At 59.5% G+C, this 24,535-nt stretch carries 20 protein-coding genes; 10 read left to right on the top strand and 10 right to left on the bottom strand.

Annotated elements, in window-relative coordinates; translation table 11 throughout:
• Positions 1-4 precede the first annotated feature (4 nt).
• The 10 genes from nuoG (at position 5) to ACZ41T_RS00275 (ending at position 10,445) form a co-directional block, all read left to right on the top strand.
• Complete coding sequence (gene nuoG / locus ACZ41T_RS00230) at positions 5-2,359, top strand: NADH-quinone oxidoreductase subunit NuoG (RefSeq protein ID WP_464922535.1); 2,355 nt, start codon at positions 5-7, stop codon at positions 2,357-2,359.
• Positions 2,359-3,384: an NADH-quinone oxidoreductase subunit NuoH gene (gene nuoH / locus ACZ41T_RS00235; protein WP_464922536.1), complete on the top strand. Its 1,026-nt coding sequence runs from the start codon at positions 2,359-2,361 to the stop codon at positions 3,382-3,384. The genes nuoG and nuoH overlap by 1 nt, the downstream gene beginning before the upstream one ends.
• A gap of 7 nt (positions 3,385-3,391) precedes the next feature.
• On the top strand, positions 3,392-3,880 hold the full coding sequence (nuoI, locus tag ACZ41T_RS00240) for an NADH-quinone oxidoreductase subunit NuoI (protein WP_464922537.1): 489 nt from the start codon (positions 3,392-3,394) through the stop codon (positions 3,878-3,880).
• Positions 3,881-3,888: 8 nt separating this feature from the next.
• Positions 3,889-4,530, top strand: coding sequence for an NADH-quinone oxidoreductase subunit J (locus tag ACZ41T_RS00245; protein ID WP_464922538.1), 642 nt, complete (start codon positions 3,889-3,891; stop codon positions 4,528-4,530).
• Entirely contained in the window at positions 4,527-4,832 is a 306-nt protein-coding gene (nuoK, locus tag ACZ41T_RS00250; protein WP_464922539.1) for an NADH-quinone oxidoreductase subunit NuoK, read from the top strand. Before ACZ41T_RS00245 ends, nuoK begins: the two co-directional genes overlap by 4 nt.
• 5 nt (positions 4,833-4,837) lie before the next feature.
• Positions 4,838-6,829, top strand: a complete 1,992-nt coding sequence (nuoL, locus tag ACZ41T_RS00255) for an NADH-quinone oxidoreductase subunit L (protein WP_464924005.1) — start codon at positions 4,838-4,840, stop codon at positions 6,827-6,829.
• A 3-nt stretch (positions 6,830-6,832) separates the two neighbouring features.
• Positions 6,833-8,314, top strand: a complete 1,482-nt coding sequence (locus ACZ41T_RS00260; protein WP_464922540.1) for an NADH-quinone oxidoreductase subunit M — start codon at positions 6,833-6,835, stop codon at positions 8,312-8,314.
• A 9-nt stretch (positions 8,315-8,323) separates the two neighbouring features.
• Positions 8,324-9,769 (top strand): NADH-quinone oxidoreductase subunit NuoN, encoded by a 1,446-nt coding sequence (gene nuoN, locus ACZ41T_RS00265; protein ID WP_464922541.1) that lies wholly within the window; start codon positions 8,324-8,326, stop codon positions 9,767-9,769.
• 55 nt (positions 9,770-9,824) lie between these two features.
• Entirely contained in the window at positions 9,825-10,127 is a 303-nt protein-coding gene (locus ACZ41T_RS00270; RefSeq protein WP_464922542.1) for a DUF2818 family protein, read from the top strand.
• 99 nt (positions 10,128-10,226) lie between these two features.
• Positions 10,227-10,445 (top strand): RNA-binding S4 domain-containing protein, encoded by a 219-nt coding sequence (locus ACZ41T_RS00275; RefSeq protein ID WP_464922543.1) that lies wholly within the window; start codon positions 10,227-10,229, stop codon positions 10,443-10,445.
• A gap of 158 nt (positions 10,446-10,603) precedes the next feature.
• On the opposite strand, the gene ACZ41T_RS00280 is transcribed toward ACZ41T_RS00275, so the two are convergent.
• From ACZ41T_RS00280 to ACZ41T_RS00325, 10 genes are all read right to left on the bottom strand, one after another.
• The gene (locus ACZ41T_RS00280) at positions 10,604-11,455 is read right to left on the bottom strand and encodes a type IV pili methyl-accepting chemotaxis transducer N-terminal domain-containing protein (RefSeq protein ID WP_464922544.1); all 852 of its coding nucleotides are present in this window, start codon (positions 11,453-11,455) and stop codon (positions 10,604-10,606) included.
• Between the two features lie 10 nt (positions 11,456-11,465).
• Positions 11,466-11,870 carry a c-type cytochrome gene (locus ACZ41T_RS00285; protein WP_464922545.1) on the bottom strand — a complete coding sequence of 135 codons (405 nt, stop codon included), beginning with the start codon at positions 11,868-11,870 and terminating at the stop codon, positions 11,466-11,468.
• A 125-nt stretch (positions 11,871-11,995) separates the two neighbouring features.
• Positions 11,996-12,703: a respiratory nitrate reductase subunit gamma gene (gene narI, locus ACZ41T_RS00290; protein ID WP_464922546.1), complete on the bottom strand. Its 708-nt coding sequence runs from the start codon at positions 12,701-12,703 to the stop codon at positions 11,996-11,998.
• Between the two features lie 11 nt (positions 12,704-12,714).
• Positions 12,715-13,239 carry a nitrate reductase molybdenum cofactor assembly chaperone gene (gene narJ, locus ACZ41T_RS00295; protein ID WP_464922547.1) on the bottom strand — a complete coding sequence of 175 codons (525 nt, stop codon included), beginning with the start codon at positions 13,237-13,239 and terminating at the stop codon, positions 12,715-12,717.
• Positions 13,240-13,250: 11 nt separating this feature from the next.
• Positions 13,251-14,798 (bottom strand): nitrate reductase subunit beta, encoded by a 1,548-nt coding sequence (narH, locus tag ACZ41T_RS00300; RefSeq protein WP_464922548.1) that lies wholly within the window; start codon positions 14,796-14,798, stop codon positions 13,251-13,253.
• 35 nt (positions 14,799-14,833) lie between these two features.
• Positions 14,834-18,589 carry a nitrate reductase subunit alpha gene (locus ACZ41T_RS00305; protein WP_464922549.1) on the bottom strand — a complete coding sequence of 1,252 codons (3,756 nt, stop codon included), beginning with the start codon at positions 18,587-18,589 and terminating at the stop codon, positions 14,834-14,836.
• Positions 18,590-18,648: 59 nt separating this feature from the next.
• Positions 18,649-20,256, bottom strand: a complete 1,608-nt coding sequence (locus ACZ41T_RS00310; RefSeq protein ID WP_464922550.1) for an MFS transporter — start codon at positions 20,254-20,256, stop codon at positions 18,649-18,651.
• Positions 20,257-20,291: 35 nt separating this feature from the next.
• Complete coding sequence (locus tag ACZ41T_RS00315; RefSeq protein WP_464922551.1) at positions 20,292-21,554, bottom strand: MFS transporter; 1,263 nt, start codon at positions 21,552-21,554, stop codon at positions 20,292-20,294.
• Between the two features lie 280 nt (positions 21,555-21,834).
• Positions 21,835-22,494 carry a response regulator gene (locus ACZ41T_RS00320; protein ID WP_464922552.1) on the bottom strand — a complete coding sequence of 220 codons (660 nt, stop codon included), beginning with the start codon at positions 22,492-22,494 and terminating at the stop codon, positions 21,835-21,837.
• Positions 22,491-24,431: a type IV pili methyl-accepting chemotaxis transducer N-terminal domain-containing protein gene (locus ACZ41T_RS00325; protein WP_464922553.1), complete on the bottom strand. Its 1,941-nt coding sequence runs from the start codon at positions 24,429-24,431 to the stop codon at positions 22,491-22,493. Before ACZ41T_RS00325 ends, ACZ41T_RS00320 begins: the two co-directional genes overlap by 4 nt.
• Positions 24,432-24,535: the final 104 nt, after the last annotated feature.

Below are 24,535 nucleotides of genomic sequence, written 5' to 3' on the forward strand. Positions count from 1 at the left end.
AAAGATGGCTACGCTCAATATCGAAATTGACGGACGCGCGCTGCAGGTCGAAAGCGGCGACACCATCATGGATGCGGCCAACCAGGCCGGCATCGCGATTCCGCATTTCTGCTACCACAAGAAGCTGTCCATAGCGGGCAACTGCCGCATGTGCCTGGTGCAAGTGGATAAAGCACACAAGCCACTGCCCGCTTGCGCCACGCCGGTGACCGACGGCATGAAGGTCTACACGCGTTCGGATTATGCGATCAATGCGCAGAAGAGCGTGATGGAGTTCCTGCTGATCAATCATCCGCTCGATTGCCCGATCTGCGACCAGGGTGGCGAGTGCACGCTGCAGGATCTCGCCGTGGGCTACGGCGCTTCGTCGTCGCGTTATCAGGAAATCAAGCGGGTCGTGATTGAAAAAAATCTTGGCCCGCTGATCGCCACCGACATGACGCGCTGCATCCACTGCACCCGCTGCATACGTTTCGGTCAGGAAATCGGCGGGGTGATGGAACTCGGCATGGCCGGTCGTGGCGAACATGCCGAGGTGATGCCGTTCCTGGAAAGCCAGATGACGTCGGAGCTGTCGGGCAACGTCATCGATCTGTGCCCGGTCGGCGCGCTGACCAGCAAACCGTTCCGCTACACCGCCCGCAACTGGGAACTGTCGCGCCGTCACTCGATCAGTCCGCATGACAGCCTGGGCTCGAACCTCGAAGTGCAGGTCAAGAACAACAAGGTGATGCGCGTGCTGCCGCGTGAGAACGAAGACGTCAACGAATGCTGGCTGGCCGACCGTGACCGCTTTTCCTACGATGGTCTCGATACGGCCGAGCGTCTGACCCGGCCGATGGTCAAGGAGAACGGCCAGTGGATGGAAACCACCTGGCAGACGGCACTCGAATTTGTCGCGGACAAGCTGAAGGCCATTCCCGCCGAGCAGATCGGTGCGCTGTCGACGCCGTATCGTCCGGCGGAGGAACTCTTCCTTCTGCAGAAACTGATGCGCGGCATGGGCTGCGGCAACGTCGACCATCGCCTGCGGCAATCGGATTTTTCGCTCGACGATAAGGCAAACGGTGGTTTCTGGCTGGGCATGCCGGTGACCTATATGTCGCGCCTCAACCGCATGCTGGTGGTGGGCTCCAGCTTACGCAAGGATCATCCGCTGATGGCGCATCGTATCCGTGAGTCGGTTCGCTGGCATGGCCAGCTCAACATGATCAACGCGCACGAAGACGAATTCCTCGGCAAGGTGCACGCCAAGCGCATTGTGGCGCCTTCACGGCTGGCCGTGACCCTGGCGGGCGTATGTCGGGCGCTGGCCGAATTGAAAGATCTTCCCGTGCCGGATATCGCCACACACGGCACGGTTGACGACACCGCGCGCAAGATGGCCGAAAGTATTTCGGGGGGCGAAACCCGCGCGGTATTCCTCGGCAACATGGCGCAGCATCATCCTGATTATTCACAGATTCACGCGCTGGCGCAGGCGGTGGCCCGGCTTGCCGGTGCCAGTTTCGGCGTGTTGGGCGAAGCGGCCAATAGTGTGGGCGCCGTGGCGGTGGGTGCGATTCCCCGGTGCGGTGCGCTTGGCCAGCCTGCCGTCAATGGCCTGAATGCACAGCAGATGCTCACCCAGCCGTTGCGTGCCTATCTGTTACTAAGCGTGGAGGCCGAACTCGATACCCACGATCCCGTGGCTGCGATGGCCAGCCTCAATGCGGCGGAGTTCGTCGTGGTGATGTCGCCCTACAAGGGCAAGTCGCTCGACTACGCCGACGTGCTGCTGCCGATCGCTCCTTGGACCGAAACCTCGGGCACCTTCATCAACACCGAAGGACGCGTGCAGAGTTTCGGTGCCGTGGTGAAGCCGCTGGGCGAAACGCGTCCGGCGTGGAAAGTCCTGCGCGTGCTGGGCAACCTGCTGGGCCTGAGCGGATTCGATCACAACGATTCCAGGGAAGTCCTGCGCGATGCCTTGGGCGATACGCCAACCGGTTCGGTGCAGGCTTTCCTGTCCAACGAAGTCAGTGGTGTGAGGGTGACGCCGCCCTCGGCTGAGGGCGGGCTGGAACGTGTCGCCGAGGTTCCGATCTATCAGACCGACGCCGTGGTGCGCCGTTCGCCATCGCTGCAGATGACGCAGGATGCGGCTCTGCCGGTGGCACGCATGAACAGCCGTCTGATCGCCAGGCTCGGGCTGCAGGAAAATGGCCGTGTCTCGGTGCGCCAGACCGCGAGTGCGCTGACCCTTAGAGTGCACCGCGACGAGCTGCTGCCCGACAACTGCATACGCATTCCCAGTGGCCATCCGTTGACGGCCGGGCTGGGCCCGATGTTTGGTCCGATCACGGCGGAACCGGTCTGATGGAGACGGGACTGATGCAGGGCGTGGACTGGATTGCTGTTCAAACCGTCGTCTGGACGCTGATCAAGATTCTGGCGCTGGTCGTGCCGCTGATGCTGGGTGTGGCGTATCTCACCTACGCCGAGCGCAAGATCATTGGCTGGATGCAGGTACGCATTGGCCCCAACCGTGTGGGCTTCCAGGGTTTACTGCAGCCGATCGCCGACGCAGTGAAGCTGTTGATGAAGGAAATTATCATTCCTTCCGGTGCCAGCCGGGGATTGTTCATCCTTGGCCCGATTCTTGTCATCGCGCCTGCGCTGGCGGCCTGGGCGGTGATCCCGTTCACCGATACGCTGGTGCTTGCCAACATCAACGCCGGCCTGCTGTATGTGATGGCGATCACCTCGATGGGTGTCTATGGCGTCATCATCGCGGGCTGGGCGTCCAATTCAAAATACGCCTTCATCGGTGCGATGCGATCGGCGGCGCAGATCATCTCGTATGAAATTGCCATGGGCTTCGCGCTGGTGGGCGTACTGATGGCGGCGCAGTCACTCAATCTTACCGACATCGTGCACGGCCAGTCCGGCGGATTGCATCAGTGGTATATCTGGCCGCTGTTTCCGCTGTTCGTGGTGTACCTGGTTGCCGGCGTGGCCGAAACCAATCGCTTGCCGTTCGACGTCGCCGAGGGCGAATCCGAAATCGTTGCCGGCTTCCACGTCGAGTATTCGGGCATGGCGTTCGCCGTGTTCTTCCTCGCCGAATACGCCAACATGATCCTGGTCTCGGCGCTCACCACACTGATGTTCCTCGGTGGCTGGCTGTCGCCGTTGACCTTCCTGCCCGACGGTATCGTCTGGTGGCTGGCAAAGACCGGCTTCGTACTGTTCCTGTTCCTGTGGTTCCGCGCCACCTTCCCGCGCTATCGCTACGACCAGATCATGCGTCTGGGCTGGAAGGTGTTTATTCCCATCACCATCGTCTGGATCGTGGTGGTGGGCGGCATGATGCAGACGCCGTATGCTTATCTTTTCCACTGAGCGCGCCATGAGACGGATCACTGACTTCTTCGGTAGCCTGCTCCTGATCGAGCTTCTGCGCGGCATGATGCTCACCGGGCGCAATCTGTTCGCACGCAAGATCACGGTGCAATTCCCCGAGGAGAAAACTCCGCAGTCACCGCGCTTTCGCGGCCTGCATGCATTGCGCCGCTATCCCAACGGCGAGGAACGCTGCATCGCCTGCAAATTGTGCGAGGCGGTGTGTCCGGCGCTGGCCATCACCATCGAATCGGAAATGCGCGAAGACGGCACCCGCCGCACCACGCGCTACGACATCGATCTGACCAAGTGCATTTTCTGCGGCTTCTGCGAGGAATCCTGCCCGGTGGATTCCATCGTCGAGACGCGCATCCTCGAATACCACGGCGAGAAACGTGGTGACCTCATCTACACCAAGTCCATGCTGCTCGCAATTGGCGACCAGCATGAGGAGCAGATTGCGAAAGACCGCGCAGCCGACGCAAAGTACCGCTAAAAAACGACATGACCTATACGACTGCGATCTTTTATGTTTTCGCCGCCATCCTGGTATTAGCCGGGTTGCGCGTGATCACCGCGCGCAACCCGGTTCACGCGGCCTTGTACCTGGTGCTGGCGTTCTTCACCGCGGCCGGACTGTGGATGCTGCTGGAAGCCGAGTTCCTCGCCATCACGCTGGTGCTCGTCTACGTGGGCGCAGTGATGGTGCTGTTCCTGTTCGTGGTGATGATGCTCGACATCAACCTGGAAAAAATGCGCGAGGGCTTCTGGAATTACCTGCCGCTTGCGGGTTTTGTCGCGGTACTGCTGGTGATCGAGATGGCCCTGATCCTCGGCAGTCGTCACTTCGGCCTCGAGGTGATGGGCACACCGGCACCGCATGCCGCCGATTACAGCAACACCAAGGAACTCGGGCGGCTGCTGTATACCGATTATGTCTACGCATTCGAACTCGCCGCGGTGATCCTGCTGGTGGCTATCGTGGCGGCCATCGCACTGACGCTGCGCCACCGCAAGGACAGCAAGTTCATCGATCCTTCCGTGCAGGTAAGGGTCAAAGCCAGGGACCGCCTGCGCATCGTGAAAATGAAAACGGAAAAAAGACCAGGGGTCGAGGGTCAGGATTCAGGGGAGACGAGCGCATGATTTCCTTGTCGCATTATCTGGTGCTGGGCGGCATCCTGTTTTCGATTGCAGTGCTGGGCATCTTCCTCAATCGCAAGAATGTGATCATTCTCTTGATGGCGATCGAACTGATGCTGCTGGCGGTGAACATGAATTTCATCGCGTTTTCGCATTACCTGGGCGACATTCACGGCCAGATATTCGTCTTTTTCATCCTGACAGTCGCTGCGGCCGAATCGGCCATCGGCCTGGCGATCCTGATAGTGCTATTCCGCAACCTGCACACAATCAATGTCGATGACCTCGATCATCTGAAAGGCTGATGACGATGGACATGCAGACGCTCTATCTGATCGTGCCGCTGGCGCCGCTTCTCGGCGCGATCGCCGCAGGTCTGTTCGGCAAGCTGATCGGACGTACCGGCGCCCATGTCGTCGCCATCGCCGGCGTGGCGGCTTCGCTTATCGCATCGGTGCTGGTGTTCCAGGACGTGCTCGCCGGCCATACCTACAACGGCACCGTCTACACCTGGATGGTGCTGGGCGACCTGCGCTTCGAGGTCGGCTTCCTGATCGATGCGCTGACCGCGATGATGATGCTGGTCGTCACTTTCGTCTCGCTGATGGTGCACATCTACACCATCGGCTATATGCACGACGACCCCGGCTACCAGCGCTTTTTCAGCTACATCTCGCTGTTCACCTTTTCGATGCTGATGCTGGTGATGAGCAACAACTTCCTGCAGTTGTTCTTCGGCTGGGAGGCGGTCGGACTGGTGTCATATCTACTGATCGGCTTCTGGTACACGAAAGAGACGGCGGTCTACGCCAGCCTCAAGGCCTTCCTGGTCAACCGCGTCGGCGACTTCGGTTTCATCCTCGGCATCGGGCTGGTGCTGGCCTATTTCGGTTCGCTCGACTACGCCACCGTGTTCGCCAAGGCGCCTTCGCTGGCCAGGGAGACCATCACCCTGTGGCCCGGCACCCCGTGGATGCTGATGACGGTGATCGGTATCCTCCTGTTCATCGGCGCGATGGGCAAGTCGGCGCAGTTTCCGCTGCACGTCTGGCTGCCCGACTCGATGGAAGGCCCGACGCCGATTTCCGCGTTGATCCACGCGGCGACGATGGTGACCGCCGGCATCTTCATGGTCGCGCGCATGTCGCCGCTGTTCGAACTGTCCGATGCGGCGCTGAGCTTCATCATGGTAATCGGTGCGATCACCGCGCTGTTCATGGGCTTCCTCGGCATGGTGCAGAACGATATCAAGCGCGTGATTGCCTATTCGACGCTGTCGCAGCTGGGCTACATGACGGTGGCGCTGGGCGCCTCGGCCTATTCGGTCGCGGTGTTCCACCTGATGACGCACGCCTTCTTCAAGGCGCTGCTGTTCCTCGCCGCCGGTTCGGTCATCATCGCCATGCACCACAACCAGGACATCCGCTACATGGGCGGCCTGAAGAAGTACATGCCGATCACCTGGGTCACCTCGCTGATCGGCTCGCTGGCCCTGATCGGCACCCCGTTTCTGTCGGGCTTCTATTCCAAGGAAACCATCATCGAGGCGGTCAAGTTGTCACACTTGCCCGGCTCGGAATTCGCCTATGTTGCGGTGCTGCTCGGGGTGTTCGTCACCGCCTTCTATTCCTTCCGCATGTATTTCCTGGTGTTCCACGGCAAGGAGCGTTTCCATCAGAGGCACGCCCACGGCAACGAGCCGGACGCGCACCACGGCCATGGCGGCACGCCCCACGAAACGCCGTGGGTGGTGACCGGGCCCTTGCTGGCGCTGGCGTTGCCCTCGCTGGCGATCGGCTACATGACCATCGAGCCGATGCTGTTCGGCGATTTTTTCGGCAGCGCGATCTACGTCGCCGATCGCCATCCGGTGATGCACGAACTCAACCTGCATTTCCTCGGCGCGGCGGCGATGGGCCTGCACGCGGTGATGACGTTGCCTTTCTGGCTGGCTGCTGCAGGCGTGGGGCTGTCGGCGTTCTTCTATCTCAAGCGTCCGGATATCCCGGCGGCCATCGCGCAACGCTTCAGGTTTCTGCATCAGATGCTGCTCAACAAATACTGGTTCGACGAACTCTATGGCTGGCTGTTTGCCAAGGGCGCGCGCGTGCTGGGCGCCGGCCTGTGGCGGCGTGGCGATCAGAACGTGATCGACGGCTTCTTCATAAACGGCACGGCGCATATGGTCGAACGCTTTTCGCGCCTGCTCAAGGCCTTCCAGTCGGGCTACATCTACCACTACGCCTTCGCCATGCTGATCGGGGTGTTCGCCCTGGTGACCTGGTTCGCACGTTTGAACTGATCCATGCTGAACAACATCCTTTCCCTCGTTATCTGGGTGCCCATACTGGCCGGGGTAGTCGTGCTCGCCACCGGGTCCGATCGCAACGCGGCACTTGCCCGCTGGCTGGCTTTGTTCGGCGCGCTGCTGGGACTCATCGTCGCGCTTCCGCTGGCTACCGGATTCGACACCACCACCTCGGCGATGCAGTTTGTCGAGAAAACCGCCTGGATACCGACCTTCAACATTCACTATCACGTCGGTATCGACGGCATTTCGATGCCACTGATCCTGCTGAACAGTTTCATCACTGTGCTGGTGATAATTGCCGGCTGGCAGGTGATCCAGGACAAGGTGGCGCAGTACATGGCCGCCTTCCTCATCATGTCCGGCCTCATCAACGGAGTATTCGCGGCGCTCGACGGCATCCTGTTCTACGTCTTCTTCGAGGCCATGCTGATCCCGCTCTATCTGATTATCGGCGTGTGGGGTGGACCGAACCGTGTCTATGCTGCATTGAAGTTCTTCCTCTACACCCTGCTCGGCTCGTTCCTGATGCTGGTGTCGATGATCTATCTGTATTTCCAGTCGGGCGGCAGCTTCGACATCCAGACCTGGCACACCACCACGCTCGGCATGACGGCGCAGACGCTGATGTTCTTCGCCTTCCTGCTGGCCTTCGGGGTCAAGGTGCCGATGTGGCCGGTGCACACCTGGCTGCCCGATGCCCACGTCGAAGCACCTACCGGCGGCTCGGTCGTGCTGGCGGCGATCACGCTCAAGGTCGGTGCCTACGGTTTCCTGCGCTTCATTCTGCCGATCCTGCCGGATGCGAGCCATGAACTCGCCTGGCTCGTCATCACGCTGTCGCTGATCGCCGTTGTCTACATAGGACTCGTCGCGCTGGTGCAGTCCGACATGAAAAAACTCATTGCCTATTCGTCGGTCGCGCACATGGGTTTCGTCACCCTCGGCTTTTTCATGTTCAATACGCTGGGTGCAGAAGGCGGGCTGGTGCAGATGATTTCGCATGGTTTTGTCTCTGCCGCGCTGTTCCTCTGTATCGGTGTCATGTATGACCGCCTGCATTCGCGCCAGATCAAGGATTACGGCGGACTGGCCAGCAGGATGCCGGTATTTGCCGCCTTCTTCATGCTGTTTGCCATGGCCAATGTGGGCCTGCCGGCCACCAGCGGTTTCGTTGGCGAATTCATGGTCATCATGGCATCAAGCCAGGTCAATTTCTGGTTTGCCTTCGTTATCGCTACAACGCTGATCACTGGCGCGTCCTATACCTTGTGGATGTACAAGCGGGTGGTATTCGGCGCCGTCACCAATCCGCATGTCGAAGAAATGACTGACGTCAATGCGCGCGAAATCCTGTTGCTCGGCGTGCTTGCCGTCCTGGTGCTCGGCATGGGGCTGTATCCCAAGCCGTTTACCGACGTCATGCATGTATCGGTGGTCGACCTGTTGGCGCACGTCGCCCAAAGTAAACTGCCTTAAGGTTCCAAGATGAGCGACTTCCTTACCCAATTCGCCCCCGCGCTGTCCGAGATTTTCGTGCTGGCGATGGTCTCGCTGATCCTGGTGATCGACGCCGCGGTCGACGACAGCAAGCGCTATGTCGCTTATGTGCTGTCGCTGGCCACGCTGGCCGGCGCGGCTTTCCTCACCGCGAACGATTTCTCTACCATGCCGGTACTGGCACTCGGCGGCCTCTTCATCGACGACCCGCTGTCCGACGTGCTGAAGCTGTGCCTCTATCTGACGGTCGCGGTGGTGCTGGTGTACTCGCGCGACTATCTGCGGGTACGTGGGCTCTACAAGGGCGAATTCTTTGTGCTGGCACTGTTTGCGCTGCTGGGCATGATGGTGATGGTGTCGGCCAGCCATTTCCTCACGCTGTATCTCGGCCTCGAACTGTTGTCGCTGTCCCTGTATGCCATGGTCGCATTGCAGCGCGATTCCGGCGTGGCGTCCGAGGCGGCGATGAAATACTTCGTGCTGGGTGCGCTGGCGTCGGGCATGCTGCTCTACGGCATGTCGATGGTCTATGGCGTCACCGGCTCGCTGGCGCTGGCCGACATCGCACAGAACCTGTCCGATGGCACCGACCTGCGCATTCCCTTGGTGTTCGGCATCGTCTTCATCGTCGCCGGCCTCGCTTTTAAACTTGGTGCAGTGCCGTTCCATATGTGGCTGCCGGACGTCTACGAAGGTGCGCCGACCGCGATGACGCTGTTTATCGGTTCTGCCCCAAAAATCGCCGCATTTGCCTTTGTGATTCGTATCCTGGGGCAAGGACTGGAATCGCAGATGGTCGATTGGCGCGACATGTTGGTGATCCTGTCCGTGCTGTCGATGGCGCTTGGAAATATCGCAGCCATTGCGCAAGCCAACCTGAAACGCATGCTTGCCTACTCGACTATTTCACACATGGGTTTCATGCTGCTGGGTATTCTCGCCGGCTCGCAGAACGGCTACGGCAGTGCGATGTTCTATGTGCTGGTGTATGCACTGATGAGCCTGGGCGCATTCGGCATGATCCTGCTCTTGTCGCGGGCCGGATTCGAAGCCGACCGGCTGGACGACTTCAAGGGCCTGAATCGCCGCAGCCCGTGGCTTGCCTTCATGATGCTGCTGCTGATGTTCTCGATGGCCGGCATACCGCCTACCGTGGGCTTTTATGCCAAACTGTCGGTGCTTCAGGCTGTGATCGGGATCGATTACGTCTGGCTGGCGGTGGCGGCGGTGATGTTCTCGCTGATCGGCGCTTTTTACTACCTGCGCATCGTCAAGCTGATGTACTTCGACACGGCCCACGACACGGCGCCGATCGTTGCCAGTCCTGACAGCCGCGTCATCATGTCAGCCAACGGCCTCGCGGTGCTGGCGCTCGGCATCATGCCGCAGCCGCTGATGGCGGTGTGCGTGCACGCCATCGGCGCGTCCTTCTGAGTTATTTCCGCCGGAGCAGACCTGCTCCGGCGTTACCCGGCTTTTCAAATTCAACGTGAATTTCTCCACCACCCTGCTGCTGGTTCTGGCGTTCGTCGCCGCCAACCTGCCGTTCCTCGTCGAGCGGATTTTCTTCGTCATCCGGCCCAGGGCCGGCAGCAAGAATTTCGCCTGGCGCTTGCTGGAATTGATCGTGATGTTTTTCGTGATGGGCGGTATCGCGCTGCTGCTGGAAAGCAGGGGGGGCGACGTCCACAAGCAGAATTGGGAGTTCTACGCAGTCAACACTGCGCTGTTCGTGGTGCTTGCCTATCCGGGCTTTGTCTACCGTTATCTGTGGCGGCGGCGCGGCGGGTAGGGAGGAATGTGAATGTGTTGATGTAGGACCGGATACTCCACATGTCTGCGTTTATCCGTCGCAATGAATCCACCCAGGCATCAACCAGCGGAATCAAGAATGGACACCATTGAATTCAAACTGCGCGGCGAGTACGTCGCCCTCTGCGACCTTCTCAAACTCACCGGCGTCGCGGACAGCGGCGGGCAGGGCAAGCTGATGATCGCCAACGGCGAAGTCACCGTTGACGGCCAGCCCGAAAGTCGCAAGACGGCGAAAATACGGGCGAACCAGACGGTGCGGTGCCTTGGGCGGAATATTTTGACCGTGGCAGGTTGAGCTTCCAGCCTCGGGTACGAACAACTGGGGAGAGGCTGCAGTTTACGGGGCGCCCCTGCGCTTCGATCAGCTGTTCGCGCCGCGACGCCGCTATCGTCATGGGATTCGTTTAAGGTCGTGCATTGGTACACCCACGCCTATTTCTTCCTGTCCCAGGATCAGCGCCGTGCCGGCCGGGTGGCAGGCGCTGCGACAGGGGCTGACGCGGGCAGCTGTCCATAAAGCTCGGTAACACGATCCATCATTTCGAGAATGCGTTCGCTGGTGGTGGCCACATTGACGGCATCATGAGGATTCTTGTTGCCGACATTTTGTTCTTGCAGGGAGTTCTCGAAGAAAATCCATTGGGTACGGGCCATACTCAATTCGCTACTGATCTTGCCGGTATTTTCGGGAGCATGATCCAATGCATTCAGGGCGCTAACGAATTCGCGTTTGGCGAGCTGCATCTCGGCGTTCATGTTCGGAGTGCTGATCCCCCACTGTCGGAACATGTAAAACTTGGCCAGGCGTTGCGACAGCATGCGCTGTCGGCCGGAGATATTGATCAGGCGACCCACGCTGGTAGGGGATGAAAGTTCGAATTGTGTCGTGCCCAAGTGGGCTACACTCAAAGCATCCTCGTTGATTTGGGCGATGAGTCGCGCGTTTTTCAGGCTGGGCGTTCCGATCAGGAGCTGGCGGTAGAGTTTCCAGTTGGCATCCAGATCCGCGTAGGTGGCTTTTATATCTGCCGACGGGGCAAAGGCCTTGAGTTCGTTCAGGTGTTCCTGGTAGAGATTGACGGACACCTCCAGGATGTGGCGTGACTTGTCGGTTAGGATGTCCAGGCCAATCTGACAATAGGCCTTGGCCATACGCTGCGACAACATGCGCAAGCGACCAGCCTTGTTGATGGCCTCGTTGGAATTGGTGATGGCGGTGGCCCGGGCAGGCTGTGTCGGAACGACAGACGCTGCGAACAGGATTACGCTGCGGACCAGGAAATCTCTACGTGAGATGTTCGGCATAATATTTTCCTTACAAGGTTTCTACGTACGCTGCCAGGTTGCCGATATCTTCGTCGGTCAGTTCGGCTGCCCACGGCGCCATCAGATTGGTCATTGGCCCCACGTGAGTGCCGCTGCGGTACAGCTTCAGCATCAATTCGACCCGTTCTGCAGTCAGGCCGGCAATGGGCGGCGTGAACTTGCCTCCCTGGCCGGTGCGGTGATGGCACAGGCGGCAGATGGATTCATACTTGACCATACCGGCACGTACCTTGGCGCCGTGAATGGGGTCGGCGGCTTCCAGTCGTTCCACTTTGGCCAGGTCCGGACCTCGCCGCTTTTCCGGATCGCCGCTTTGGATGATGTTCTGCAACGCGAAGTGCACGCCGATGCCGACTGCGACCACCAGGATGAGCCAGCTGAGCTTACGTAACATGCGGGCTCCCTTTTTGGACCCGGGTGAGGTCTTCACGGGTGCGGGGATCGGTCATGGCGATACGACAAAAGTGGGAGGGCGCTGCCACCCGAAGGGGTGGCAGCGCCCGGTTCAGCAATAGATGATTACGCGATACGGCGCTTGGTGCGCACGATCTGGTAGGAACGCGTCAGATAACCGATCGGGAAGCTCCAGATGTGCACCAGACGGGTGAACGGGAACAGCAGGAACAGCGACAGGCCGAAGAACAGGTGGAGACGGAACACCATTTCGACACTGCCTACCAGTTCCGGCTTCGGGCTGAACAGCACGATGCTCTTCGCCCACTGCGCCAGCGCCATCATGGTGTCGGCACTGCCCTGTGCGGCGTGGTGCGCGGTGGTGAAGGTGGTGGCCAGACCGAACAGCAGGGTGACCAGTACCCAGGCCAGGATGAAGATATCCGACGAACGGCTGGTTGCCCGCACACGCGGATTGGTCAGGCGACGCCATATCAGCATCGCGCCGCCGATCAGGCACAGGATGCCGAGAAAGCCGCCGCCATACATGGCGATGTTCTGCTTGCCGAGCGAGGACAGACCGATGGTGCCCCAGATGGCGTAGGGCGCCAGCAGGCCGACCAGGTGGCCGAAGAAGATGCCGATGACGCCGATGTGGAACAGGTTGCTGGACAGGCGCATGCCCGCCGTGGAGAGCAACTGGCTGGACGCGCTCGTCCAGCCGTATTGCTCGCGGTCGAAGCGGATCCAGCTGCCGATCACGAATACGCTCAGGCAGATGTAAGGATAAATACCAAAAATCAGGTTGTTCCAGCTATACATAGATTCGTTCATTTCATACCTCCTTAAGCGGCCAGTCGGGTGAGCGTGGCGCGGCTTTTAACGATGGAAAGCAGGGGCGCATAGGGGGTTCCGGCCTTGGTCAGGTTGTCGGTCAGCACCGTCAGCACCTTGTTGGCGTCGGACAGGAAGGTCGTTGCCTCGTTGTCTTCCAGCATGGCGGCGAATTCAAGGACCAGCGGCAGGAAGTCGGGCAGCTCGTTGCTCGCCACCGTGATGCCGTAATCCTTGTACAGCTCGCCGAGGTCGATCAGTGCCGGGCCGCGATTCCTGTCGTTGTCGTCGCCGAACAGATGGTGGGTCAGGTGCAGACTGTGCTCCGGCGTCAGATCGAACGTCTTCACATAGTCTTCCTGCAGATCGATCAGCGGCGTATTGGCCAGGCGATCGAGCAGCTTCCGCATGGATACCTTTTCCGCCATGTCGATATTTTGGCTTTTCCCGATTTCATCGCGGATTTCCGGCAGATGGTCGATCAACTCCCGATCCGGATAATCCAGCAATGCCGACAGTATTTTGTAGATGGACATGATGTTTCCTCTCAGCTTTTGTCTGCGGACGGAGCCAGTTCGGCGGGTTCCAGCGTTTCCTTGCGGCGACGCGGGAACAGGGTGATCTTGCTGATGCCTGCCGAAGAGTTGTTGCCGAAGGTGAAGCCGTTCTGGCCCTGGAAGCCGTAGGCATCCTCCATCCGTTCTTCCTCATGGCCGGTGGGAATGACGTAGCGATCTTCGTAGTTGGCAATCGCCAGGTAACGGTACATCTCCTTGGCTTGGTCTTCGGTGATCCCGGCGGCATTCAGGGCGCGCGTGTCCGCGACGCCTTCCACGTGCACCGAGCGCTGGTAGCTGCGCATGGCGATCAGGCGGTTAAGAGAGTTGCGAATCGGCTCTTCCTTGCCTGCGGTGAACAGGTTGGCCAGGTACTTGGTCGGCGTGCGCATCGCGCTGGCCAGGGGAATGGCGCCGTCCGGGCCGACCGGCAGGTTGCCCTGGTCGATCTGCGATTGCACCGGAGAGAGCGGCGGCACGTACCACACCATCGGCAGGGTGCGGAATTCCGGGTGCAGCGGGAAGGCAATTTTCCAGTCGATCGCCATTTTGTAGATCGGCGATTTCTGCGCGGCGATGATCCAGTCTTCGTTGATGCCTTCGGCCCGTGCTGCGGCAATCACGGCCGGGTCGTTGGGGTCGAGGAAGATACTGCACTGCGCTTCGTACAGGTCCTGCTCGTTGCTGGTGCTGGCCATGGCTTCGATCTTGTCGGCGTCATACAGCATGATGCCGTTGTAGCGGATGCGGCCGACGCAGGATTCCGAGCAGATTGTCGGCATGCCGGATTCGACGCGCGGGTAGCAGGCGATGCACTTCTCGGCCTTGCCGGATTCCCAGTTGTAGTACACCTTTTTGTAAGGGCATGCGCTCATGCAGAAACGCCAGCCACGGCACTTGTCCTGGTCGACCAGCACGATGCCGTCTTCTTCGCGCTTGTAGAGCGAGCCGGACGGGCAGGCCGCGACGCAGGCCGGATTCAGGCAGTGGTTGCAGATGCGCGGCAGATACATGTTGAAGGTGTTCTCGAACTGGCCGAGCATATCCTTCTGGATGTTGTCCAGGTTTTTGTCCACGCTGCGCTTGGAAAACTCGCCGGCCAGATCGTCTTCCCAGTTCGGGCCCCAGGTGATTTTTTCCATCGGGTCGCCGGTAATCATCGACAGCGGGCGTGCGGTCGGCGCCGCCTCGGACAGTGGCGCGTTCTGCAGGCGCGCGTAATTGTAGGTGAACGGCTCGTAGTAATCGTCGATTTGCGGCAGATCCGGGTTGGCGAAGATGTTCAGGAGCTTCGACATGCGCCCGCCGGATTTCAACTCCAGCTTGCCGCCATTGAGCATCCAGCCGCCTTTCCATTTCTCCTGGTTCTCCCACTGCTTGGGGTAGCCGACGCCGGGCTTGGACTCGACGTTGTTGAACCAGACGTATTCCACGCCCTTGCGATTGGTCCAGGTGTTCTTGCATGTCACCGAGCAGGTGTGGCAACCGATGCATTTGTCCAGGTTGAAGACAAATGCGAATTGTGCACGTACTTTCATTGGGTTTCTCCTAATTTATCCTGTTCACGCGACGATCAACGCTTGCCGATTCCGGGCGGGTTGAGCTGTGCTTCGCGTTCCGGAGTAAGCGGGCGTTCCAGCCAGTCGATATCCTTGTCAGCCACCTTGCGCATGATGATCTCGGTATCGCGGTTACTGCCCACGGTGCCGTAGTAGTTGAAGGCGTAGGCCAGTTGCACGTAGCCACCGATCATGTTGGTCGGCTTCATGACGACGCGTGTCACCGAGTTCAGAATGCCGCCGCGTTTGCCGGTGGTATTCGATCCGGGCACGTTCACGATTTTTTCCTGGGCGTGATACATCATGGCCACGCCGCGCGACACGCGCTGCGAGACAACCGCTCGTGCAACCGTCGCACCGTTATGGTTGATCGCCTCGACCCAGTCGTTGTCCTCGATCCCGGCCGCCTTGGCGTCGACCTCGGAAATCCACACGTAAGGGCCGCCGCGGAACAACGTCAGCATGCGCAGGTTGTCCTGATAGGTCGAATGGATGCCCCACTTGGAGTGCGGCGTAATCCATTTCAGCTTGATATGCTTCTCGGCCAGGATGCTCGGCGAAAGTTTGGTAAACGACTTCATGTCCTGCGGCGGCTTGTGCACGCAGAAGCCTTCGCCGAAGTCCAGCATCCACTCGTGATCCTGATAGAAATGCGCGCGGCCGGTCAGGGTGCGGAACGGAATGTGCTCGTGAATATTGGTGTAGCACGAGGTGTAGGACACCGTTTCGGACTCGATCCCCGACCAGGTCGGCGCGGTAATGATCTTGCGCGGCTGTACCTGGATGTCGGCGAAGGTAATCTTGTCTTCGTGACGGGCCGAGTACAGGTGATGGTGGTCGATACCGGTTTTCTTCGACAGTGCAGTCCAGGACTTGTGCGCGACTTCACCGCAGGTTTCCGGTGCCATGCGCAACACCGAATCGCATACCTTGATGTCTTCCTCGAGTGAAGGCATGCCAAAGGACACGCCCGGCACTTTCACCGTGCCGTTCATCACCTTGAGCTGGTCATATTCCATCTCGGTATTCCAGTCGATGCCCTTGACGTTGTTGCCGATCTTGACCATCAATGGGCCGATGGCGATGTACTTCTTGTAGGTGTCGGCAAAGTTGCGCTCGACCACTTTGAGCAGCGGCATGGTCTTGCCGGGAATCGGATCGCACTCGCCTTTGCTCCAGTCCTTGACCTCACCGAAGGGCTGAGCCATTTCGAATGGCGAGTCATGCTGCATCGGCAGGGCAACGATGTCCTTGCGCATGCCGAGGTGCTTTTCGGCCAGGGTCGAGAAGGTTTCTGCGATGTTCTTGAAAATCTGCCAGTCGGACTTGGACTGCCAGCCAGGTGACACGGCTTCCGACAACGGATGCATGAAGGGGTGCATGTCGGTGGTATTGAGGTCGTTCTTCTCATACCAGGTGGCCGTCGGCAGAACGATATCGGAGTACGAACCGGTGGAATTCAGACGGAAGTTGATGTCGACCATCAGGTCCAGCTTGCCGATAGGCGCTTCATCGTGCCATTTGACCAGTTTGTTTTCGGATCCGGCACCGGATTCCTGCAGCACGCCGTTCTGTGCACCGAGCAGGTGCTTGAGGAAGTACTCGTGGCCCTTGGCGGACGAGCCGATCAGGTTGGCGCGCCAGACGAACAGATTGCGCGGCCAGTTGACAGGATTATCCGGGTCGGCGAATGCCACATCCAGCGAGCCGTCCTTGAGCTTGCCGATCACGTGCCGGGCGATGCCGGCCTCGTCGGTGGCGCCGGCCTTCTCGGCTTCGCTAACCAGGTCGAGCGGGTTGGCGTTCCAGTGCGGTGCCGACGGCAGCCAGCCCATGCGAACCGCTGCGACGTTGTAGTCGGCCAGCGAGTAGCCCTTGTACTTGCCCTTTCCGGCGGGCGAGGTGAGGTCGTCGCCACGTAGCGTTTCATAGCGCCACTGGTCGGTGTGGAAATACCAGTAGGAGGTGGAGTTCATTTGGCGCGACGGACGTTGCCAGTCGGTGGCGAAGGCGATCGGCGCCCAACCGGCCTGCGGACGCAGTTTTTCCTGGCCCACGTAGTGCGCCCAGCCGCCGCCCGATTGACCCACGCAACCGCAGATGTGCAGCAGGTTCATCACGCCGCGGTACATCATGTCGTTGTGGTACCAGTGGTTGATCGCAGCACCCATGATCACCATGGATTTGCCGTGAGTCTTGGAGGCGTTGTACGCAAACTCGCGACCGGTGCGCTCGATGTCGGCAGCTTTCACGCCGGTGACTTTTTCAGCCCAGGCCGGGGTATAGGCCACGGCGGCATCCTGGTAATCCCTGGCCACGTTGGCGCCGCCCAGACCACGGTCAATACCGTACTGTGCAATCTGCATGTCAAACACGGAAGTAACCAGCGCTTCTTCACCGTTGGCCAGCTTGATCTTGCGCACGGGCACATTGCGCCACAACAAATCGCCTTCACCCGGCTCGAAGTGCGGGAAGCCAACTGAAGCCACCGCATCCTTGCTGTCGATACATGACAGCTCGGCCAGAATTTCCTGCTGGCTGGCAGCGTTCTTGGGCAATAGATTCCACTTGCCTTCTTCGCCCCAGCGGAAGCCGATCGAGCCATTGGGCACGACGAGGGACTTGGACATCTCGTCAAAGACGATGGTTTTCCAGTCGGGATTGTTGGTCTCGCCCAGTGCGCCGTCCAGATCGGATGCACGCAGGCAGCGGTCGGATACATAGCCTTCGCCATGCTGGCGCAGCATCACCAGAATCGGCAGGTCGGTGTATTTACGGGCGTATTCCGAGAAGTAGGGGTCCTGCTTGTCGATGTAGAACTCTTTCAGTGCCACGTGTCCCATCGCCAGGAAGGCGGCGGTGTCGGTGCCCGGGTTGACCGGCATCCACAGGTCGGAGGCCTTGCAATACTCGGCGTAATCGGGCGCCATCGAGATGACCTTGGCACCCTTGTAGCGTACTTCGGAGACGAAGTGGGCATCCGGCGTACGCGTGGTCGGCAGGCTGGAGCCGCAGACGATGATGTAGGTGGAGTTGTACCAGTCGGCCGATTCCGGCACGTCGGTCTGCTCACCCCAGGTCTGCGGAGATGCGGCCGGCAGGTCGCAATACCAGTCGTAGAAGGAACCGCAGGCGCCGCCGATCAGCGACAGATAGCGCGCACCGGATGCATAGGAAATCTGCGACATCGCCGGAATGGGCGAGAAACCGAAAATCCGGTCAGGGCCGTATTTTTTGATGGTATAGACGTTGGCAGCAGCGACGATTTCTTTCACTTCCTGCCAGTCGGCACGCACGAAACCACCCAGGCCGCGTACGGCTGTGTATTTTTTGCGCTTGTTTTCGTCAGCCTGAATGGCGGCCCAGGCCTCGACCGGATCCTTGCCGGACTTGCGCTCGGTGCGGTACAAGTCCAGCAGGCGGCCGCGGATCAGCGGGTATTTGATGCGCTGCGGGCTATACAGATACCAGGAGAAAGAGGCGCCACGCTGGCAGCCGCGCGGCTCGTGATCCGGCAGGTCTTCGCGGGTGCGCGGGTAGTCGGTCTGCTGCATTTCGAACGCAACCAGGCCGTTCTTGACGAAAATCTTCCACGAGCAGCCGCCGGTGCAGTTCACGCCGTGCGTGGAGCGAACCACCTTGTCATGCGCCCAGCGATGACGATAGGCGTCTTCCCACTGACGATCCTCGTTGGTAACGATGCCGTGGTTGTCGGAGAAGGTCTCTTTGATTTTTTCGAAAAACTTCAAACGGTCGAGAAAGTGGCTCATTTCATGATTCCTATCGTGTCAATTCGATTGCGTTGTTTCATTCACGGGTATTACGGCTGTTACGGGTTCTTGATTTCCGAGCCTGGCCGCAGATAGAACCACCAGTTCAGGATCAGGCACAGGGCATAAAATATAGCGAAGCCGTACATCGCGTTTTGCGGGGTGCCGGCCTTGATCTGCGCGCCGATCACGACCGGGGCGATGAAGGCGCCGTACGCTGCGACAGCGGAAGTCCAGCCCAGTACCGGGCCAGCCTGCACGCGGTCGAAGATCACGCCGACGGTGCGGAAGGTCGACCCGTTGCCGATGCCGGAAGCGGCGAACAGCACCACGAACAGCACCATGAAGATCATGAAATACTGTTCAGGCGTGGCGGAGTTGTAGGCCAGGAACATCACGTAGCCGGTTGCCGCGGAGGCTACCACCATGACGACCGAAATCAGCTGGGTCACGATGGAGCCACCCACCTTGTCGGAAATCCAGCCGCCCACCGGGCGGATCAGCGCGCCGACGAAGGGGCCGATCCAGGCGTAGGTGAGTGCCGACACCGCGTTGGGGTTTTTGGTGGTGTGGGTCATTACGCCGTCTACAAGCTCATGCTGGAAGCCGAAGATCACCGTGATGGCAAGAGGCAGTGCCATCGAGAAGCCGATGAACGAACCGAAGGTCAGCACATACAGCACGGTCATGGACCAGGTGTGCTTGTTACTGAAGATGGTGAATTGCTTGGCGATGTTCGCCTTCATTTCGCCGAACGCCGCGAGCTTCATCACGAACAGCGTGCCGACCATGATCAGCGGCAAGGCCACCCACATGTTCAACAGGCCCAGGCCGGTCGGCGCCGGGAGGTACAGGTACAGGCCCACGCCGGCAGTCACGAAAGCCAGGCCGTAGAGCCACAGGATCTTGATGAAGGCGGAAATCGTCGAGCCGATGTTGGGTGAAATCGGCATCAGGTTGTTCATGCCGAAAAAGCCGAGGAAGGCCAGCGGCACCAGCGCCAGCAGCCAGACAAAACCGGCGTTCTGGATATAGGTGGGCGTGCCGGCCAGAATCTTGCCGAGAATCCAGCCGCTATCCTTGATCAGGGTCATCGGTTCGCCCGCCAGCGCACCGAAGATGCCGGCGGTCATCACCAGCGGGATCAGGACCTGCATGGTGGTGACGCCGAAGTTGCCGAGGCCGGCATTGAGGCCGAGCGCCGTGCCCTGCAGGCGTTTCGGGAAGAAGGTGCTGATGTTGGACATCGAGCAGGCGAAGTTGCCGCCGCCGATACCGGACAGCAGCGCCATCAACTGGAACGCCCACAGCGGCGTGTCCTTGTCCTGAAGGGCGAGACCGGTGCCGATGGCAGGAATCATCAGCAGCGCAGTGGTCAGGAAAATGGTGTTGCGGCCGCCGGCGATACGGATGAAGAACGAAGCGGGGATCCTCAGCGTGGCGCCTGCCAGGCCGGCGATGGCGGTCAGAGTGAACAGCTGCTCAGGCTTGAACGGGAAGCCCAGGTTCAGCATCTGCACTGTGATGATTCCCCACATCAGCCAGACGGCGAAGCCCATCAGAAGGCTGGGGATGGAAATCCACAGGTTGCGGTTGGCAATTTTCTTGCCGGTGGACTCCCAGAACTTCTGGTTCTCCACATCCCATTCCTTGATGTTGATCGACATTTCTCAAACCTCCTTAGATTATTTAAAAGTGCTACTTATTCCAGCGTATCCAGTGCTTGTGGCTTTTTATGGCGCGCCCGGTCAAGCGGCCTGACCTCGGTCCAGTACATCCACATCAGAGACACCCATACGATGCCGAACATCAGCATGAAGGCGGAGGAGCGGATGCCCGTCAGGTCGACCAGCGCGCCGAACATGATCGGCATGAAGAAGCCGCCCAGACCGCCCGCCAGTCCCACTACACCGGAGATCACGCCGATGTTTTTCGGGTAATCGTCGGAAATGTATTTGAAGACCGATGCCTTGCCGATCGCAAAGGCGATCCCCAGGGTGAACATGATGATGGTGAAGGCGGTGGGGCCGAGCCCCACGTGAAATGTGGCAGGGCCGGTCACGGTATGGATGGTGAACTCGGTCTGCGGGTAGGACAGGAAGAACAGGCAGACCAGCGATATCCACAGCACCCACCAGGTCATGGTGTGGGCGCCATACTTGTCGGAGAAGTGGCCGCCGATCGCACGCAGCACGCCGCCCGGAATACTGAAGGCCGCGGCCAGCAGGGCGGCGGTCTTGAGGTCGAAGCCGTATTCGGAAACGTAGTACTTGGTCATCCACAGCGCCAGCGCCACATAGCCGCCGAACACGATGGAATAGTACTGGCTCAATTTCCACACCTTGGGATCCTTGAAGGCGGCGAGCTGCTCGCGGATGGTGACGCTCTTGCCCACCTTGTGGCCGGGGTCGGAAAAGGTAAAGAACCAGAAGAGGATGGCGGTAACCAGCATCAATACCGCATAAACCTTAGGCACCATCGCCCAGCCGTAGCCCACCACAATGATAGGGGCCACCAGTTTGGTCACCGCCGCGCCGGTGTTGCCGGCACCGAAAATGCCCATGGCCAGGCCTTGGCGTTCACGGGGAAACCAGCGCGCACAGTAGGCAATGCCCACGGTAAACGAGCCGCCCGCAACGCCGACGAACAGGCTGGTAAAGAGGAAATGCCAGTACTCGGTGGCGCGTGAAATCATCCAGATCGGGATGACGGTGGACAGCATCAGGATGAAAAACACGATGCGCCCGCCGAATTTGTCGGTCCACATCCCCAGCGGCAGCCGGATCAGGGAGCCGGTGAGCACCGGCATCGCGATCAGGAGACCGAACTGGGTCTCGTTGAGGTCGAGCATTTTCTTGATGGGAATGCCGATCACGGCAAACATCATCCAGATCATGAAGCAGACAGTGAACGCAATCGTGCTTGCAGTCACCACGGACCATGCCTTGTATTGTTGCGTAGCCATGCTATTCCCCCATTTGTCTGGTTTATGCACTGATGACGAGAATAGTTTTTTGCCGGGCCGCGGTATATAGGCAGGACTGCGGATTTTGAGCGGAAAAAAGAACAGTGATTCGCTACGCCATCAGGCCGCCAGGACTAGTTCTTGTGGCCGGGTGGGATAGTTCTTTTGGGGGATATGCCTGGCGGGAATTGTCGAGCGACAGCCAGGTCGAGGCGCGGGTCAGGGCCTTTTGCAGGGTCGGCAAGGCGTTACGATGCGACCTGCCTGTGCCGGGGCTCGTTCAGTCTTTTTGCACCAAGCCGTGTTCCACAGCATAGACCGCCGCCTGCACCCGGCTGGTCAGGTGAAGTTTCTTGAGAATATTCTGCACGTGGATCTTGACCGTGCTTTCCGCCACGTTGAGGGTGTGCGCCATTTCCTTGTTGCTTACGCCCTTGGCGAGCAGGGCGATGATCTCTTTTTCGCGCGGGCTGAGCTTTTCCTTGTCATCCTCCTGCGCGACACCTTCCTTGCCCATGCGGACGCCCATCATCAGCTTGCCGGTCATCTGCGGCGACACCACCGACTCGCCGCGTGCGGCGGAGCGAATGGCATTCAGCAGAAAATCGGTTTCAATGTTTTTCAGCAAGTAGCCGCGGGCGCCGGCGCGGATCGTTTCGATCAGGTCTTCGGCGTCCTCCGACACGGTCAGCAGCAGCACGTTGCACGTCGGCACTTCCTCGGACAGCAGCTTGACCGCTTCACGCCCGCCGATGCCCGGCATGTGCAGGTCGAGCAGCACCACGTCGGGCTGGAGGGATTTGGCGCGTTTCAGTCCCTCCAGGCCGTCGCCGGCTTCGCCCACCACCTCGAAGTCCTCCTGCCGCTGCAGCAGCGCCTTGATGCCGCTCCTGAACAGGGTGTGGTCGTCGACGATCAATATACGAATCGGTTGGTTCATGCAGTTCCCTTCGGTTGTTTGGTAAGCGTCAGGGATACGCGCGTGCCTTCTCCCTGCGCAGAGGCGATTGCCAGTTGCGCGCCGATACGATGCGCTCTTTCCTTCATGATCTTGAGTCCGACATGTTGTTCTGCGTCGATGCTGGATTTTGGTCCGGAGTCGAATCCCTTGCCGTTGTCGATGACGATAATGCGATATCCCTCGTTTTGCTCCATTTCAACGTCAACCTGTGTCGCCTGGGCATGTTTGCGCACATTGGACAAGGCTTCCTGAATGATGTGCAGCAACTGGATCACGTATTCCGGCGCCAGGGGCGCGCCGCCGCCGCGCTGCCGGAAGCGGGTCTTGATCCCGGTCTGGCCCTCGAATTTCTCCAGTGTGCTGGTGATCGCGCTGGCCAGATCGGCATGTTCCATACGGGTGCGGAAGTGCACCAGCAACTCGCGCACGACGTCATAGCTTTCCTGCACCCCTTCGCGAATCTGCGCCAGTCCTTCCATGGCCTCGGTATTGTTGCCGCGACGGAGCGAGTCTGCCAGCATCTGCACCTGAATGTTAAGGAAGGCGAGGGACTGGGCGATGCTGTCGTGGAGTTCCTGAGCGATCAGATTGCGCTCTTCCGATACCGCCATTTCCTTTTCTCGCGAAACCAGGCGCTGGTTCTCGATTGCGACGCCGAGGTGCTGGCCGATGGTTTCGAGCAGCAGGATTTCATGGCTGTCGAACACATGCGGCTCGTGGAAAAAGAGGTTGAAAATGCCCAGCACCTGCTTCTTGGAGCGGATCGGGATGGCGGAAACAGACTGGAAGCCGTCCCGCTTGCAGCGGTTCAACAGCGGTCGCGGCGTTTCGATATTGAGGTCCCAGGATATCGGCGTGCCGTCCCGAGCCGATTCGCCGCACAGGCATTCGCCCAGCGTCAGGCATTCTTCCTCTTTGGCGAATTTTTCCGACACGCCTTCATGGATGATGATATGCAGGGCATTCGAATTCGGCGCAGCCAGGCGCACCAGTCCACCCTGCGCTGTGAGGACGCCCATCAGTTTTTTCAGCACCTCGCGGCACAAGTCTTCCACCGAAGCCGGTTTGTTGAGGAAGGCAGCGAAGTCATACAATATCGCCAGTTCCTGATTTTTGTCTTCCAGGCTCCTGGTTTTTTCCTGCACCCGGTCTTCCAGCGTGCCATAGAGATTTTGCAGCCGGTCGGCCATCTGGTTGAAGCCATCGGCGAGCGCGCCGAATTCATCCTGACTTTGCACCGGCAGACGCACGCTGAAATCGGCTGCCGCCATGCGCTGTATGCCGTCCTGCAGCTTGGCCACCGGCCGGATCACCATCACGAAGAACAGATAGATCAGAATGAGGGTGCCGACCATCGACAGCACCACCAGGCTGATCTGGAATGAGCGCAGCAGGGTGGTATTGCGGGTATTGCTTTGCTCCACCATCAGCACCAGATCGTTTACCATGCTGACGAAATTCACCAGGGCCGGCTGGTAGGCGGTAATAAGCGTCAATTGGCCCGCCACCCTTTCGCTGTTCATGATTTCAAGCGTCAGCGGCTTTATCCGTTCCTCCCATTCCTGGTGCAGCAGCTTCATTTGCTGTCGCACTTCCTGCTCCTTCGGCAGGAACAGCGGCCGCGCCTGATTGCCTTCTTCCAGTGTGCGCAGGGTGGATTCGAACAAGCCGATTTCCTTGAGGATTTCGGCATCGATCACGACGCTGTCGGTGTTTTCGTGGGTGCTTTGCGACAGCAGGTAGGCCATGCGGTAGGAGCGCATGCGCGCGCTGCCGGCATCGTTGATCGCCGCGCCGGCGCCTTCCAGCTGCCAGGAAATATAGAGGGTCATGCCGATCGCGGCGAGCGCAACAAAAAAGAAAAAGATCAGGATGTTGACGATCTTGGTGCCAAGCTTTTGATTAAGGGCGGCCATCAGACAATCTTATCGATACGGGGTGCCGGTAAACTACCGGGAACGGTTGGGGGGATCAAGCGTCGCGATGCGGGGATGCTGCACACCACCCGCGCATGGCCTGT

The sequence above is a fragment of the Thiobacillus thiophilus genome, assembly GCF_055378705.1.

Bases quoted from the DNA above. Each gene is read 5' to 3' on its own strand.
- nuoN (WP_464922541.1), top strand. From the start codon at position 8,324: ATGAGCGACTTCCTTACCCAATTCGCCCCCGCGCTGTCCGAGATTTTC.
- narI (WP_464922546.1), bottom strand. From the start codon at position 12,703: ATGAACGAATCTATGTATAGCTGGAACAACCTGATTTTTGGTATTTAT.
- nuoG (WP_464922535.1), top strand. From the start codon at position 5: ATGGCTACGCTCAATATCGAAATTGACGGACGCGCGCTGCAGGTCGAA.
- nuoL (WP_464924005.1), top strand. From the start codon at position 4,838: ATGGACATGCAGACGCTCTATCTGATCGTGCCGCTGGCGCCGCTTCTC.
- ACZ41T_RS00325 (WP_464922553.1), bottom strand. From the start codon at position 24,431: ATGGCCGCCCTTAATCAAAAGCTTGGCACCAAGATCGTCAACATCCTG.
- ACZ41T_RS00310 (WP_464922550.1), bottom strand. From the start codon at position 20,256: ATGTCGATCAACATCAAGGAATGGGATGTGGAGAACCAGAAGTTCTGG.
- narH (WP_464922548.1), bottom strand. From the start codon at position 14,798: ATGAAAGTACGTGCACAATTCGCATTTGTCTTCAACCTGGACAAATGC.
- ACZ41T_RS00260 (WP_464922540.1), top strand. From the start codon at position 6,833: ATGCTGAACAACATCCTTTCCCTCGTTATCTGGGTGCCCATACTGGCC.
- nuoI (WP_464922537.1), top strand. From the start codon at position 3,392: ATGAGACGGATCACTGACTTCTTCGGTAGCCTGCTCCTGATCGAGCTT.
- ACZ41T_RS00280 (WP_464922544.1), bottom strand. From the start codon at position 11,455: ATGCCGAACATCTCACGTAGAGATTTCCTGGTCCGCAGCGTAATCCTG.
- ACZ41T_RS00275 (WP_464922543.1), top strand. From the start codon at position 10,227: ATGGACACCATTGAATTCAAACTGCGCGGCGAGTACGTCGCCCTCTGC.
- nuoK (WP_464922539.1), top strand. From the start codon at position 4,527: ATGATTTCCTTGTCGCATTATCTGGTGCTGGGCGGCATCCTGTTTTCG.
- nuoH (WP_464922536.1), top strand. From the start codon at position 2,359: ATGGAGACGGGACTGATGCAGGGCGTGGACTGGATTGCTGTTCAAACC.
- narJ (WP_464922547.1), bottom strand. From the start codon at position 13,239: ATGTCCATCTACAAAATACTGTCGGCATTGCTGGATTATCCGGATCGG.
- ACZ41T_RS00320 (WP_464922552.1), bottom strand. From the start codon at position 22,494: ATGAACCAACCGATTCGTATATTGATCGTCGACGACCACACCCTGTTC.
- ACZ41T_RS00305 (WP_464922549.1), bottom strand. From the start codon at position 18,589: ATGAGCCACTTTCTCGACCGTTTGAAGTTTTTCGAAAAAATCAAAGAG.
- ACZ41T_RS00315 (WP_464922551.1), bottom strand. From the start codon at position 21,554: ATGGCTACGCAACAATACAAGGCATGGTCCGTGGTGACTGCAAGCACG.
- ACZ41T_RS00245 (WP_464922538.1), top strand. From the start codon at position 3,889: ATGACCTATACGACTGCGATCTTTTATGTTTTCGCCGCCATCCTGGTA.
- ACZ41T_RS00285 (WP_464922545.1), bottom strand. From the start codon at position 11,870: ATGTTACGTAAGCTCAGCTGGCTCATCCTGGTGGTCGCAGTCGGCATC.